We start from the raw sequence: 12705 nt of genomic DNA on the forward strand, positions 1-12705 counted from the left end.
AGAACAAGTGCTTACAAACACACGAGAACAACGGGCAGGGCTGACTTCCTGCCCCCAGCCTTGCCTGACCTCGCCCGAACGGGGAGGCACCGCCCGAGGACAGGGTGTCACTGGGCAGTGTGTCGCTCACCGCGATGTTGTCGGTCCGGCCGGGGCCGCCGTTGGCCGCCGGGAGAGACCTCTCGCGCTCTGCTCACAGGCCGGGTGCCTGGAAGCCGTTCAGGTACCAGAGGGCGGCGGCGTACCAGATCAGGGCGATCGCGGTGACGAGGGTGCCTCCAGCCAGAGGGAGTGCCCAGCTGGGCCAGTGGCGGTGGCGGACCACGATGACCTTGGCGACGAAGGCCCCGTAGAGGAAGCAGCCGGTGAGCGAGTGCACCGCCACGCGGGTGTCGGTCAGCTGGACGCCGTAAGTGGTGATGCAGTGCTGAGCGATGGGGAGGGAGAGGAGGAAGGCGGTCAGACCGATGAGGCGGTGCGTCGTGTTGACCCGGTGCGGTGCGGCGGTTCGCAGTACGGGCAGGCGGCCGTACATCCAGAGGGCGAGAAGTAGCTGAATCAGCGCCAGGCCCAGCAGTGCGGAGCCGAGTTGGGCTTTGAGCAGTCTGGCGTCATCGCCGCGCTGCCCGAAGAGGCTGTTCTCGTAGGCGGGGGTGTGTACCCGGCCGTACCAGTACAGGCCGACCGTGACCGCCACGGGCAGGAGCATCCACAGGGCGCCGTGGAGCCGTCGGTGGTTGGCAGGGGGAGCGAGGCCGTCCACGTGATCAGCCGCCCCCGCTCTCGGTATTGCCGCCCTGGAGCTGGACGGCACACCACGTGGTGCCGAGCGCGGCGCTGGGAGTGCCGGTGGTGCGGACCGACGGCCCGGAGACAAGGCGAGGATCGGTGCGGGCGGATGCGACCGCCGCCGGTGCGGGCTGCGGGCTCACGCCGATCGTCGTCCTTCTGACGCCGGAGCAACCGTTGCGCACCGTGGCACGCATGGCGTCAGCGGCGGTCGCGAGGCGAGGGTTTCTCAACAGGTTCTCCAGGCATTGCGGGCCGATCTCGCCAGTACGTCCGAAGAGTCCCGTCCGGGTCCAGTCGGCGCGCCAGCAGGTACGCGGATCAAGGAGAGCGATTGGACCGGACGGCCGATGAGAGCGACATGCCGACCCAGGTGAAGGAGTGGCCGTGTTCGTGGAGCCATAGGTGCCCGAGTCTTCGGACCGCCTACGGCACCGGCCGGGACGACGAGGGCGAGCGGGCGGACATCGCCGAAGTGCGGCCCTTCGCAGGTGCACGACGGTGATCGAAGCGCGTTGTGCGGGCTGGAGCCCGCAGCGGAGATGGCCCTCGCCTGTGGCGATGTGCAGTCATCAAGGCTGCGACAAACGTGAATCCAAGTGAGGTCCAGCCGTGTGGGACCAGGCGGATCTCTGCGTCGCGTCCCATCTTTCATGTGTCGTCACCTGGAAACCGGGACGTGCCCGGTTTTGACAGGACGGGGAGGCAGCCGCGTTCGAAGCGGGCCCCCGGCGTGGACGACCGGGCACCTTCAAGTACGGCGCCGGACGCTCCTGCGGACGCGGCCATGCTCATCGCCCGCAGACTGCCGACCGGCGCGCAGGCCGTCGCGAGCCATACGTGCCCCGCGCGACGGCTGCACGCCCGAGCACGCGTGGGCCGCTGGTCTCGCATGTCCGTGCATCGTCGCCGATAGGTTCCCTGCGATGACGTATTCCCTTACCTGGCTTGAGGGTTCGGAGTCATGGTCTGTGGAACGACGGGTCGTGCTGCTCGCCGAGTACGGCCTGCCCGATGGTAGCCAGGACGTCGTCGTCGTTGTCATGGAGCTCATAGAAGGTCAGGTCGCGCAGGATCCGCTCCACGGGGCTCGGGCGGATCAGGCTGCGGGCACCGCACGCGCGGATGACGTGGTGCACCGTCTCTTCCGCCAGATGCTCGATCACATGCCAGGCCCTGCTGCCGGCGATCCGTGCCTCCTCGACCCTGCCTTCGTCCCACAGACCGGCGACGTAGCGCAACCAGAGGCGGGCGGTGTCGATGTTGACCGCCATACTGCCCACCCGCCGCTGCACATGGGGATCACCGCCCTTGCCCTGCCGCATCAGATACCCGAGCCCGTATTCGTTCGCGGCCAGAGCACCACCGAGGAAGCTTGCAGCGTAGTGCGGGATGAAAGCGGTCTGCCAGTGCCCTTCGAAGTAGCCGCCGGGGCGGCCGATGAGATGCTCGCGCGGTACGAAGGTGTCGTGGAACCGCACCACGTGGCTGACCGTCGCACGCATGCCGATCGGGTCCCACCACGAACTGTCCACAGTCACAGTCGGGTCGGACAGGTCGCAGGCGAGCAGCAGGAGCTTTCCGTGGGCCTCTCGGCTGTGCCGGGCTCCGCCGGGGCCGGCCGGATCGACGAGCAGAATCGCCCACTGGGCTCCGGTGGCGCTGGTGGCGAACGCCTTGCTGCCGCGGAGGGTCCAGCCGCTGCGGACGGGTGTCAGCATGGTGCCGAAGCGACCGCTCTCGCCCGGCTTGGGGGCCTGGGGTTCGCCACTCCAGGCGGCCCATTTCTCTCCGTGTTCGACCACTCCGGTGAACCAGTGTCGCTTCTGCTCCGGGCCGGCCAGGGCGTCGATGAGGACGAGCGCGTTGGCGTGCCCCTCCCAGCAGCGGGCCAGTGACAGATCGGCCTTGGCCAGCGTGGTGGTCATCTCCCACAGGGGCAGGGTGTTGCGCTGCTGGGGGCCGTAGCCCAGGCCGCCGTGCTCCCGCGGCACAGGGGCGGCCAGGAACCCGCCGGAGAACAGATCATCGAAGTCCTCGGCGGGGAAGACGGCCCTGCGGTCGTATTCCTCGGCGCGGGGGGCGAAGTTGTCCGCGGCCAGCTTCGCCACGGCGTCGAGAACGACCCGGTCGCCCCCGGCCACCGGATCGCGGGCCGGACCGTGGCCCAGGTCGTCGGTCATAGGGAGACGGCCCCTTCCGAACGGTAGAAGTGGGCGCGGTACATCACGTTCGGTATCTGCGGATCGACGGTATGGACGGTATGGACATCGATGGTCAGCAGGCCGCGGTTGAGATAGCCGCAGAGGATGACCTGGCGGGAGCCGAGAGGGCCTTCGGCGAGGAAGGCCACGGCCTCGGGGGTGTCCATGTCGTCGGCCAGCGGGACGGCGGGCAGGGTGGCGCCGGTGACGGGCGCCGTCGGTACGAGCGTCTCTTGTGACGGGTCCGGGTCGCCGCGCTCGGTGATCCGCAGCATGAGCCGGCTGCCGTCGACTGCGGCATCGACCAGGTGGATACCTGTGGCGGTGGTGTCGAAGTTGACCCAGCCACCGGCCAGCGGCGCCGCATCGACCGTCCGTGCCGTCATGTCCGCCCCTCCGCTCTGTGGAAGAAGGAGCGGGCCCAATGGTCGGCGCCCCCGCCGCCATCGCTGAAGACACTGCTCGTGGTGGCCACCAGGATGCCCGTCTTGTGGTAGGCGCACAGGACAGTGCGCAGCGAGCCGAAGTGGTAGATCGCCGAGAACGACCAGGCGGCCGATGGGGTTCCTGGCGCGGTGTACACGACCGCCGACACCTCACCCCAGTCGCGCGGCTGCGGGCTGCCGATACCGAAAGCCCTGACGAACAGGCCCTTCTCGTGCCACGTCACCTTCAGCCGTAGGGCGCCCTTCGCACTGCCCCGGTCGGTGTTGACCCAGTCGCCCAGCAACGCCGAGACGTCGGGGGTGTCCGGCGGCCGCGGTGCGGCCGGTCCGGCGGGGGAGGCCGAACGGGTCGTCATGGCGTCGCTCCGCTCGTGGGTTGTATCGGGGACTGCGCCGGGGGCGATTCCCCCGGCTCCGTGAGGTCGTGGGCGTCGGCGCACTCGACCTGGCTGAAGCAGAGGGAGCGCAGTGGCAGCTCATCCGGGAACGGATGGCCTGTCAACAGCTGGAACTGTTCACTCACCTCGACGCGCAGGACGTCCCAGCCGTCGATGCCGATCAGTCCGCGGGCGCGGGTGGCGCTCATGAGCGCGGTCGGAGGATCGCGGTAGACCATTTCCAACACCGCCGCGCCCCTGTCGACGGCGGCAACCGGGAACGGTTGCCTTTCCGCCAGGGGCGTGGCGTGGACGAGCACAGCGTGTCCTGCCGGGGAGAACCGGGAGAGCGGTACGTAGGGAACCCCGAGGCGCGAGGAGGCTTCCCGGCCGCGCGCATGCCCCCGGTTGACCAGGGTCACCCGGGCTCCGGCCTGGAGCAGGGCCAGCGCGACGGCCTGCCCGGTGCTGCCGCAGCCGATGACCGCGGCCCTGTGGCCGCTGGGATCGACCCCGGCCCGGGCAAGGATACGCAGGACAGCGGCGGCGTCGGTGGTGGCCGCCCGCCAGCGCCCGGCGTCGAGCCACAGAACGTTGGCCGCGCCGCACCGCAGCGCCTGCGGGCCGACGATGTCGGCCACTTCGACCGCGCTCTGCTTGTGGGGAGCGGTCACGGTCAGCCCGCGTAGCGGCAGCCGGGCCAGCGCCCCGAAGCCGTTGGCCCAGCGCCAGAAGCGTGGGAACGTGTCCACCTGGAAGGGCAGGTAGAGCGCGGGCAGCCGCAGCTCCCGCAACGCCGCATTGTGCAGCCGGGGTGACAGCGAGCGTCCCGAGGCATGGCCGGCAATGCCGAACAGGGCGCTGAGCGGTGGCAGAGCGGGCAGTCCGTAGTCAGTCAGGAGTTGGCCCACGCTCGGCATTCCGTCCGCCCCCGGGGCACCGGCCCGGCCGAAGGCAAGGGGCGCGCCCAGCCACGGCGCCAGCACCCGGGTCCAGGTGCCGGCCGGACCGGACGCGAACGCCGTCACGTCGGAGCGCCCGAGCCCGGTGAGCAGCAGCGGCGAGGCCGACCCGTACTGGATTCCCGACTGCGGCACGAGGAGGTACAGCAGCGCAGGTGTGGTGACCATCGCGGCGAACCGCTCCCGCAGTTCCGCGGATGCCTCCAGCACGCCGGCCCCCGGTCGGCGCTCCGCTCGGGGCGTGCGAGTTCGGGCTGGTGCCAGGAGACGCGCCGCTGCCGGGCGGGGATGCCCGCCAGCAGTTCCGGGACCAGGTCGTCCACGGCCTCCAGATCGACCATGTCATAGTGGCCCGCCGCGCGGAGGAGCCGGGTGCGGCGTTCGACCGGGCCGGCAGCCGAGCGACCGCCGTGGCGCGGGGAGCGCAGGCTGTAGGTCACCGGCCCGGTGAAGTGGCGGCGCAGCCGGTGCGGATCGGGGTCGCCGACCAGGTCGGCACGCACCTCCAGCGCGTCGGCCACCCCTGCGAGGCCGCGCAGACGAGGCGCGGTGAGATCCTCAGGCTGAGTGACCACCGCGACCATGTGAGCCCGCCGCGTGACGGCGGCATCGCACCCACTCATCAGCCGCTCCATTGGATATACGCCTCCGCAGAGGCCCGCGGCAGGACGAACCGATCGACAGCCGGGGTGGTGGGACGGTCGGAGTCGATGCCGAGCAGCAGGCGCAGGACATCCGCGTAGCCGGCGGTCGGCGGCCCGTAGAAGCGCAGGTTGTCGCGGAAGTGGGCCCGTGCGGCGGCGGTGTCCGCGGCGGCCTCCCGCTTGGCCGACAGCGCTCCCGACCTGGCGGCGCGGGCACGGCGTTCGCCGACGTCGTCCAGCGACGGCGGCCGGTCGGCGTCATCAGGCATGGGTCGATCACCGCTCTCGAACGCCTCGCACAGGGCGTCCACCAACGCCTCCGGAATGCTGCCGATCACCGCGATCACCTGCCACATCCGGGTGCTGCGGCTCGACGGTGCGCCGCGAGGAGGTCGGAGCGAAGGAGTTCGCCCAGGCGGACGCGGACGGACCGCTGGATGTGCCTGGCGCACCGGCCGTACACCTCCGGGGACTGCCCCTCCGGATTGGGGATGTCACGGCGCGGATCCAGACACAGGGTGCGGCCCTCGGCCTCGGGTGCCAGGGCGATCACCCCGTGGCGATGGGCCCGGGTCATGCAGTAGATGACGGAGCTGTCCCGGCAGAGCTCAGGGGTGACCGGGCGTGCTCGGTGAAGCCAGGGATTGCCTGGACCTGGCAATCGGTCCAGTCCGAGCTCAGCGAGCGCGGACCGGGCGTCGGGAGCCATCGGGTCCCCGGGCCGCGTCGTCGCAACACCCGCGCTGGAGAACCGGAAGGCGTCCGCGACTCCCGCCTCCGCGGCCTGGGCCCACGCGATGACCTCGGCCATCGGCGAACGGGAGGTGTTCCCGCCGCAGACGAACAGCACGCGGCACACCGCCCCGGTGGCGCGTACCCGCCACCAGGCGACGGCCGACGGGTAGGACAGCGCCGCCGCCGCGCCGACGCCGAAGACGAGCGCGAGGAGCTGAGCGGCCCCCGGAGCTTGGAGCCCGGCCACCCACGCCAGCGAGAAGGAGGCGGCCAGACCGGACATCAGGCTGGCGAACGCCCATGCCGGCACGCCCCAGGTGTACTCGCGCCGGTCCAGGTAGATCAACGAAGCGAAGACGAACAGCACCTCGTACGCCACGCCTATGCCCGCCGCCGCCAACGCGACAGGGGTACCGAGGAATGTGGTGAAGCCCGCACGCAACTGCGCTTGCCCGGCCAGTGCCCCTGCCGCCAGCAGCAGAGCCAGCCAAACCGGTGCGGCAACATGCTCCTCCACGAAGAAGCGGCGGTCTGTTGCGAGAACCCCCGACTTGGCCACGCGGCTCATGATTTCGAACCGGCCCATGTAGCCGACGAGATAGATCAGGACGCTCAGCACGGCGGCAAGCGTGAGGTGGTAGCTGTTCACATCGCCGAGTGCCACGGAAACCGCGATCAGGCTGAGGCACAACCCCACCCAGGAAGATGCCATCACCCGCCGCCCACGCGCCTTGTCGACCAACGGGGAAACAACCAGAACTCCCCCGCGCATCAACAACAGCATGAAGAGGATCGAGACGCCGGAAAAGGTGTAGTTCATCGTGGTAGTGCCGATAATAAGTGAGGCGAAGAATCCGGCTGCCAACGTTTCCCGACCCGCCACTGGAATCCGACGCCCCCCGATCCCACGCCGGCGCATATGCCGCCACCAACCCGACAGGGCTACGAACACAGGCATCACCACAAGCTGTCCCAGGACGGCTGCGGGCAGCAACTCAAAGCCGCTGACCGGCTTCCCCGACAGCGGGGTCACTCCGCTGGCCAGTGCCTTCACCAGCATGGCGTACGGAACATACGCTACGAAGTAACCGAAGGTGAGCCATCCCATGCGCAGGCCCCATTTCTGATCGAAATGTTCGGGATATCCCTACAGGTGGAGTGGCGAAGTGCGGCAGACGGCACTCAAGCCTCAAGGGGTGGGGTAACAAAATCACGTCATCCCAAGACCGCGCGCATACCGTGGCCCGCGCAAGAAATTCGAGCCCAGTAACTCAGTCCGGTGCGCCCTCTGAAAATTTTTTGCGTTTCGCGCGGACAAGCGGCCGACGCATGAAGCGCACGCTTCCTGTCCATGCTCCCTCTTCGATGGCCGGCCTGCCACTTGTCGACCGGCGGGCGGGCCGCCGCGCCGGGTGGTGCCCGCTGTGTGGGAGGCGCGTCGGTGTCCGGTTCATCTGTCCGGTGCCATGGTGCGGAGGTCGGGCCGCACTCGGCTGGTCTCGTCGTGGTGCGGCCGGGTGCGACGGTGACGCCGGACGTCGAACGCCTGCCAGGCCACGACAATCAGCAGGGTGAGCATCTCGGCGATGAGGCTGAGCAGCGCCTGCGGGGCAGGCTGCAGGCCGCGTTCGGTGAACCCGAACAACCCGATGGTGCGGGATGTGGCGAACCCGGCGAGCGCGCCAATGGCGATCGCGGCGGCGGCGATTCGGAGTAGCAGGGGTGCCGCCAACAGGAGAAGGGCGGCAACTGCGAAGGCGGCGGCGGCCTGCAGCAGGAACAACGGGCCGATGACGTGGATGAAGCGGTATCCGTCGATGTAGAGCTGGGCGTGGATGTATCCGCTTGCCGCGAGCGTGGCGGCAAGCACCAAGCGCAGTGCGAGAGCGGGCAGGCTCCGGGGGGTCATGTGAGTTTCTCGTCCTTGACCGCCAGTGCGTGGCTGCCCTGCCGGTAGTTGACGGTACGGATGCCGAGTGCGTCCTTGAGGCGTCCGGCGGGTAGCACCTGCGGAATGGGGCCTGGGCCGTGGCCAGGTTTGGGAAACGGGTAGCAGGTGGGGGCGGCCGAGTGGAAGGTGATGTTGCCCTCGGTCTTGGTGAACAGCTGGTGGACGTGCCCGTTGAGGCACGTGACCGAGGAGAAACGGCGCAGCATCGACAGCACCTGCACGGCATCGTCGGTGCCCCAGCCCCACTTCGGATACATCGCGAACAACGGGATGTGACTGAAGACGACGATTGGGGTGTCCGACGACAGGCCGGCGATGTCCTTGCGGACGAAGTCGATCTGATCGCTGCCCAGGTGGCCGAGTCGCTCAAGGTGCAGAGTGTTGACCAGCGCGATGAAGTGCACACCATGGGTGTCGAAGCTGTACCAGCCGTCGCCGAGGGTGTTCTTGGCGAAGGTTTGTCGGTATGCGCGTCCGTTGTCTCCGATCGAGTCGTGCTCACCCGGCACGGTGAAGATCCGGTCGGTGCGCAGCTGCGACAGCATCTGCTTGACCTGGTCGAATTGGGCGGGGGTGGAAAGGTGTGTCAGATCGCCGCTGTGCATGACGAAGTCGGGGCGGAATCCAAGTGAGTTGATCTGGGTGAGCGCTGCTGTGAACGTTCCGGTGACATTCATGTTGGGCGGGCCATGGAAGCCGATGTGACTGTCGGAGACCTGCACGAATCGCAGGTCTGCGCTGCCCGCCGGGGTGGGGTCCGTCGAACCGGGGATATGGCTGATCACCTCTCCCCCGGTGACTGTCAGGATGACGGCGCCACCGAACCAGGCGGAGTGCCGCATGAGCTGACGGCGGGACATGCCGTGCTCGCCGTCGCCGTTGGAGTCGTGTGTGGGTTCGGTCATGGGGTCACCTCCACGGTGGCCGTCATGAACGGGTGGATGGTGCAGTAGTAGGCGTAGGTGCCGGGTTTGGTGAAGGTGTAACTGTAGGTGTCGTTGGTGGCCAGGCCTGCCGACTTCAGCGGGCCGCCCGATCCTTGTTTGCTGGTGACGGTGTGAGTGTCGGGGTCGGTGTTGGTCCAGGTCACCTTCGTGCCCGCCTTGACCGTCAGTTTCGCCGGGGAGAAGGCAAAGTTCTTGATCGTCACCGCGTTGGCGGCCGCCGGAGCGGACGATTGGCCGGCGGTAGGTGAGGTCGAGGGCGTGCTTGGTGGTGGGGTGACCGTACCGCCCGTTCCGGAGACACCGGGCGTTCCAGGCAGGGTCTGGCCAGTGCCGGGACTCAGTGCGCCCGATGGTTTGGTTTGTGATGATCCGCCGCACGCACTGAGCAGTCCCAGTGCTCCGGCAACAGCGACAGCGGCCAGGCACATACGCGACCGCCGGACCAGCACAGAGGAGTTCGCATTCATGGTCATCGTTCCTTCTACGCATTCCTCGCCACACGGGCGGGTGTGATCCAAGACCGATCCGGGATCGGCCTGTTTCAGGCAGACAGGCGACCGGGTTACGCCACCCGGGGGTATTCGAAAGGGCGTAACCCGGTGGGTTACTTTAAGTGGGTGAACAGTGGATTCCATTCAGCAAAACGAATCCCACAGCGAAGTCTTGGTTGTTTCACTGCGGCGGCGGGTAGCAGTACGCCTGGAGTCGGGGGAGTTTCTGCGGTGTCCGTAAGGGACCGCAGGCGAAGGCGGAAAAGACTGCACTTCGACCCGACCGAAGACCTGCTGCACCGTCAGCCGACGCCCGCACCAGTGGCGTCATGCGTGCCGGAGCCGCGATCGCCTGTCGATCCGACGCACCCTCGGTCATGTGATCCGAGGACTCGGCGGCTCACATCGGGTTTGGGACCGGGTGGTGCCGCTGAACAAGCCAGTAGCGCGTTGGCGTGGCGTGCACACAGCCGGCAGACCGGGCCCCGCACAACGACGGACGAAGAAGTCAACAACCCCGCGCCCACGCCGCGCAGGTCAAAAACCAAGTGAGAAATACGGAAGCCCCACCCCGCCGTTTTGGCCGGAAGGGTGGGGCCTCGGTTTCAGGACTTGACGATCCGCGTCTCGACTTGGACAGCCCTCCCCCGTCGAGGGGTGCCGTCGAGCGCCGGGATCGCCTGCTTTTGTTCGGCCGTCGTCAACTTGGCGAATGCGTCATTGCGTTCAGGCTTTCATCCCTGCCCCTATTCACCGCTCACCTGCGAGATCCAGATCGCGATCGCGATTGTCCTGACCCTGAGCAACGTCCGTTGCCTCGCTGCTGCGCCAGGGGTGTGCGATAGGGGCAGCCACGGCCCGCCACCAAGGATCGGCGGGAAGCGTTCCCGCGGGCTCGAAGGGTTCGCCCGGTCGCGGAAATGCGGCCGCTTGCCCGGCTTCCTCAGCAGCGTCCTTGGTCCACTCGCCGGGCTCCGCCCACGCGTGCGGGGCGAGATTGAAGGTGGCCCAGTGGATCGGGAGCATCGCGCCGAGCGGCTTGCCGCCCTGGAGATCCAGATGGGCCCGCATGCCCTCGGCCGGTGTCATGTGGATGTCGGGCCAGTACTCGGAGTACGCGCCGATCTGGATCATCGTCGCGTCGAACGGGCCGTGCCCGGCGCCGATGTCCTTGAAGCCGGGGAAATAGCCGGTGTCACCGCTGTGGTAGATCCGGTGCTCGGGCCCCGCGACGGCCCAGGACGCCCAGAGCGTGTGCTGCTGGTTGCGCAGACCGCGGCCGCAGAAGTGCCGGGCCGGGGTGGCAGTGAGGCTGATCCCGGCGATCCGCGTGGTTTCGTTCCAGTCCAGTTCGCGTGTCCGGTCGGCGGACACACCCCACCGCTCCAGATGGGCGCCGACGCCGAGCGGGACGGCGAAGACCGTGTCCGTGCCCGCGAGGGCGCGGATCGTCGGCAGATCGAGGTGGTCGTAATGGTCGTGGGAGATCACCACCGCGTCGACGGGTCCGAGCGCGGCGAGCGGCAGCGGCACGGGGTGCAGCCGCTTGGGCCCGGCAAAGGCGAAGGGCGAACAGCGCTCGCCCCACACCGGGTCGAAGAGCACCCGCCGGCCATCGATCTCGGCGAGCACACTGGAATGGCCCATCCAGGTGAGCCGCAGCCCGGTGGCGGGCGGCTCGGCGAGGTCGGCGTAGGTGGTGGCGTGGACGGGCATGGTGCCGACCGGCGCCCTGCGCGCCCGCTCCTCCTTACGGAAATAGACCTTCGCGAACTCCAGGGTGGATCCGGACGGCCTGGTCCGTGCCCCCACCGGGTTCTGGAAGACGCCGTCGGCGAAGTTGGGCGAGCGGCGGATGCGCTCCATGCGGGCACCGCCCGGATCTGCGCCGAATGCGGCGGGGCGCAGCGAACGCAGCCGGGTGCGGAGCGGAGGCAAGGGGTCAGCGCCGGTCACAGCATCTCCTGAGGGAGTCGGTGTCGTCTCATTATGGGCGGGGGGTACGACAGGGCGAGTGCAGAACGGCCGACGGGCTGACCGCCGGTCCGGGCTCCCTCAGTCACGCGGCTGCCCGTACGCGTGCTCGATGCGCAGCCGCAGCACGACGCGGCGGTCCCGGACCATCGCATTGCGGTAGTCGTCCCAGTCGGGGTGTTCGCCCTGGACGTCGCGGTAGAGCGTGATCAGCTCCTCCACCGTCGCGTCGTACGGATCGGCGGCGACGGGGGTCAGTTCGGCCGTGCCGTCCACGACCGTCCACGACCAGCGGTCGGCGCTGGTGACGTGGTAGCTCGCCCGCGGGTCACGGCGGAGGTTCTTCGTCTTCGCCCGGCCCTCGGTGATCGAGACGCGGACGATGCGCTCGTCGGGGTAGTAGCAGTGATTGACATTGGACAGCTGGGGCCTGCCGTCCCGCTTGAGCGTCACGAGTACGCCGCCGTTCTCCTCACCGAGCAGCCCGAGCAGCGCTTCCTGCTGTGCATCGAATCCCGTCATGCCGAATCCAACGTTCGTGCCCCCCCACTGGATTCCGCATTCGGCCGTACTCCCGTCCCGCATCCCGGGGATCCCCGTCCGTCACACCCGTGAACGCAGCCCGCCGACGGCGTCTCCCCGCGGCACCGCCGAACGGCATCCGAGCCGAACCGAAGGAGACCGGCCATGTCCGCCCCCATCGCGCTCGACCCGTCCCGTATCCTCCTCTTCCGCCCCGTGCCGTGGCACTCGAACCGTACGTACGGCAAGGTCATCGATCCCGTGCGGGCCACCGCCCACCACGCCGAGGCGCTGTGGGCGGGACTCCGCTTCGAGTGGGCGGCGGTCCGCCGGAAGAAGCTGGACCCGCGGCTCGAGGCGCTGACCGGCATGAGGTCCGCGGCCACCGTCGGCTGCGGCTGGAGCATGGACTTCGGCTGCTGGGAGAACCACCGCCTCACGACCGTGGTCGCGGTGGAGAACATGCGCTCCCGTACCCATTCCGCTCTCGGTCCGACCAGCCAGGGGTTCAAGGACCGGTGTGTGGTGGAGCGCCCCGCAGGCCGCTGACCGATGCGGTCCGGCCGCTGAACGACGATTCAGCAACGGCTGCATTGACAGGGGTGCCTCCGCCTCCCGATACTGACCGGCGATTCAGTAAATCACCCTGTCAGTGGAGGGAGC

The 12705-nt window shown here is 68.7% G+C and carries 15 protein-coding genes; 1 reads left to right on the forward strand and 14 read right to left on the reverse strand.

The genetic code is table 11. From position 1 onward, the window contains the following. Nucleotides 1-193: 193 nt before the first annotated feature. The 14 genes from GA0115254_RS00480 to GA0115254_RS00535 all read right to left on the reverse strand — a co-directional run bounded on the left by GA0115254_RS00480 (nt 194) and on the right by GA0115254_RS00535 (nt 12042). A complete protein-coding gene (locus GA0115254_RS00480; protein ID WP_256102322.1) occupies nt 194-763 on the reverse strand; it encodes a DUF6529 family protein in 570 nt (189 codons plus the stop codon). A 4-nt stretch (nt 764-767) separates the two neighbouring features. Next, nucleotides 768-932: a hypothetical protein gene (locus GA0115254_RS44075; protein ID WP_176739912.1), complete on the reverse strand. Its 165-nt coding sequence runs from the start codon at nt 930-932 to the stop codon at nt 768-770. 819 nt (nt 933-1751) lie between these two features. Next, entirely contained in the window at nt 1752-2972 is a 1221-nt protein-coding gene (locus tag GA0115254_RS00485) for an acyl-CoA dehydrogenase family protein (RefSeq protein ID WP_093893255.1), read from the reverse strand. After that, nucleotides 2969-3379: a hypothetical protein gene (locus GA0115254_RS00490; RefSeq protein ID WP_093893256.1), complete on the reverse strand. Its 411-nt coding sequence runs from the start codon at nt 3377-3379 to the stop codon at nt 2969-2971. Before GA0115254_RS00490 ends, GA0115254_RS00485 begins: the two co-directional genes overlap by 4 nt. Beyond that, on the reverse strand, nt 3376-3795 hold the full coding sequence (locus tag GA0115254_RS00495) for a hypothetical protein (RefSeq protein WP_093893257.1): 420 nt from the start codon (nt 3793-3795) through the stop codon (nt 3376-3378). Before GA0115254_RS00495 ends, GA0115254_RS00490 begins: the two co-directional genes overlap by 4 nt. Continuing rightward, nucleotides 3792-4946, reverse strand: coding sequence for a hypothetical protein (locus tag GA0115254_RS00500; RefSeq protein ID WP_370740798.1), 1155 nt, complete (start codon nt 4944-4946; stop codon nt 3792-3794). Before GA0115254_RS00500 ends, GA0115254_RS00495 begins: the two co-directional genes overlap by 4 nt. Beyond that, on the reverse strand, nt 4841-5401 hold the full coding sequence (locus tag GA0115254_RS45405) for a beta/alpha barrel domain-containing protein (protein ID WP_256102323.1): 561 nt from the start codon (nt 5399-5401) through the stop codon (nt 4841-4843). The genes GA0115254_RS00500 and GA0115254_RS45405 overlap by 106 nt, the downstream gene beginning before the upstream one ends. Next, nucleotides 5401-5760: a hypothetical protein gene (locus GA0115254_RS00505; RefSeq protein WP_141720732.1), complete on the reverse strand. Its 360-nt coding sequence runs from the start codon at nt 5758-5760 to the stop codon at nt 5401-5403. The genes GA0115254_RS45405 and GA0115254_RS00505 overlap by 1 nt, the downstream gene beginning before the upstream one ends. 5 nt (nt 5761-5765) lie before the next feature. Continuing rightward, on the reverse strand, nt 5766-7265 hold the full coding sequence (locus tag GA0115254_RS00510) for an arsenate reductase/protein-tyrosine-phosphatase family protein (protein WP_093893260.1): 1500 nt from the start codon (nt 7263-7265) through the stop codon (nt 5766-5768). Between the two features lie 342 nt (nt 7266-7607). Further along, the gene (locus tag GA0115254_RS00515) at nt 7608-8066 is read right to left on the reverse strand and encodes a hypothetical protein (protein ID WP_176739913.1); all 459 of its coding nucleotides are present in this window, start codon (nt 8064-8066) and stop codon (nt 7608-7610) included. Further along, nucleotides 8063-9013 (reverse strand): metallophosphoesterase family protein, encoded by a 951-nt coding sequence (locus tag GA0115254_RS00520; protein ID WP_218105491.1) that lies wholly within the window; start codon nt 9011-9013, stop codon nt 8063-8065. Before GA0115254_RS00520 ends, GA0115254_RS00515 begins: the two co-directional genes overlap by 4 nt. After that, a complete protein-coding gene (locus tag GA0115254_RS47315) occupies nt 9010-9258 on the reverse strand; it encodes a cupredoxin domain-containing protein (RefSeq protein ID WP_370740797.1) in 249 nt (82 codons plus the stop codon). The genes GA0115254_RS00520 and GA0115254_RS47315 overlap by 4 nt, the downstream gene beginning before the upstream one ends. A gap of 1038 nt (nt 9259-10296) precedes the next feature. Beyond that, entirely contained in the window at nt 10297-11502 is a 1206-nt protein-coding gene (locus GA0115254_RS00530) for an MBL fold metallo-hydrolase (RefSeq protein WP_093893261.1), read from the reverse strand. Nucleotides 11503-11601: 99 nt separating this feature from the next. Then, a complete protein-coding gene (locus GA0115254_RS00535) occupies nt 11602-12042 on the reverse strand; it encodes a PPOX class F420-dependent oxidoreductase (RefSeq protein WP_093893262.1) in 441 nt (146 codons plus the stop codon). Nucleotides 12043-12207: 165 nt separating this feature from the next. Between GA0115254_RS00535 and GA0115254_RS00540 the strand changes: the two genes are divergently transcribed. Beyond that, on the forward strand, nt 12208-12591 hold the full coding sequence (locus tag GA0115254_RS00540; protein ID WP_093893263.1) for a hypothetical protein: 384 nt from the start codon (nt 12208-12210) through the stop codon (nt 12589-12591). Nucleotides 12592-12705: the final 114 nt, after the last annotated feature.

Origin of the sequence: Streptomyces sp. Ncost-T10-10d, assembly GCF_900091955.1 — a bacterium.
Lineage (GTDB): Bacteria > Actinomycetota > Actinomycetes > Streptomycetales > Streptomycetaceae > Streptomyces.

Bases quoted from the DNA above. Each gene is read 5' to 3' on its own strand.
- GA0115254_RS00485 (WP_093893255.1), bottom strand. From the start codon at position 2,972: ATGACCGACGACCTGGGCCACGGTCCGGCCCGCGATCCGGTGGCCGGG.
- GA0115254_RS00490 (WP_093893256.1), bottom strand. From the start codon at position 3,379: ATGACGGCACGGACGGTCGATGCGGCGCCGCTGGCCGGTGGCTGGGTC.
- GA0115254_RS00495 (WP_093893257.1), bottom strand. From the start codon at position 3,795: ATGACGACCCGTTCGGCCTCCCCCGCCGGACCGGCCGCACCGCGGCCG.
- GA0115254_RS00500 (WP_370740798.1), bottom strand. From the start codon at position 4,946: ATGGTCACCACACCTGCGCTGCTGTACCTCCTCGTGCCGCAGTCGGGA.
- GA0115254_RS45405 (WP_256102323.1), bottom strand. From the start codon at position 5,401: ATGAGTGGGTGCGATGCCGCCGTCACGCGGCGGGCTCACATGGTCGCG.
- GA0115254_RS00510 (WP_093893260.1), bottom strand. From the start codon at position 7,265: ATGGGATGGCTCACCTTCGGTTACTTCGTAGCGTATGTTCCGTACGCC.
- GA0115254_RS00515 (WP_176739913.1), bottom strand. From the start codon at position 8,066: ATGACCCCCCGGAGCCTGCCCGCTCTCGCACTGCGCTTGGTGCTTGCC.
- GA0115254_RS00520 (WP_218105491.1), bottom strand. From the start codon at position 9,013: ATGACCGAACCCACACACGACTCCAACGGCGACGGCGAGCACGGCATG.
- GA0115254_RS00535 (WP_093893262.1), bottom strand. From the start codon at position 12,042: ATGACGGGATTCGATGCACAGCAGGAAGCGCTGCTCGGGCTGCTCGGT.
- GA0115254_RS00540 (WP_093893263.1), top strand. From the start codon at position 12,208: ATGTCCGCCCCCATCGCGCTCGACCCGTCCCGTATCCTCCTCTTCCGC.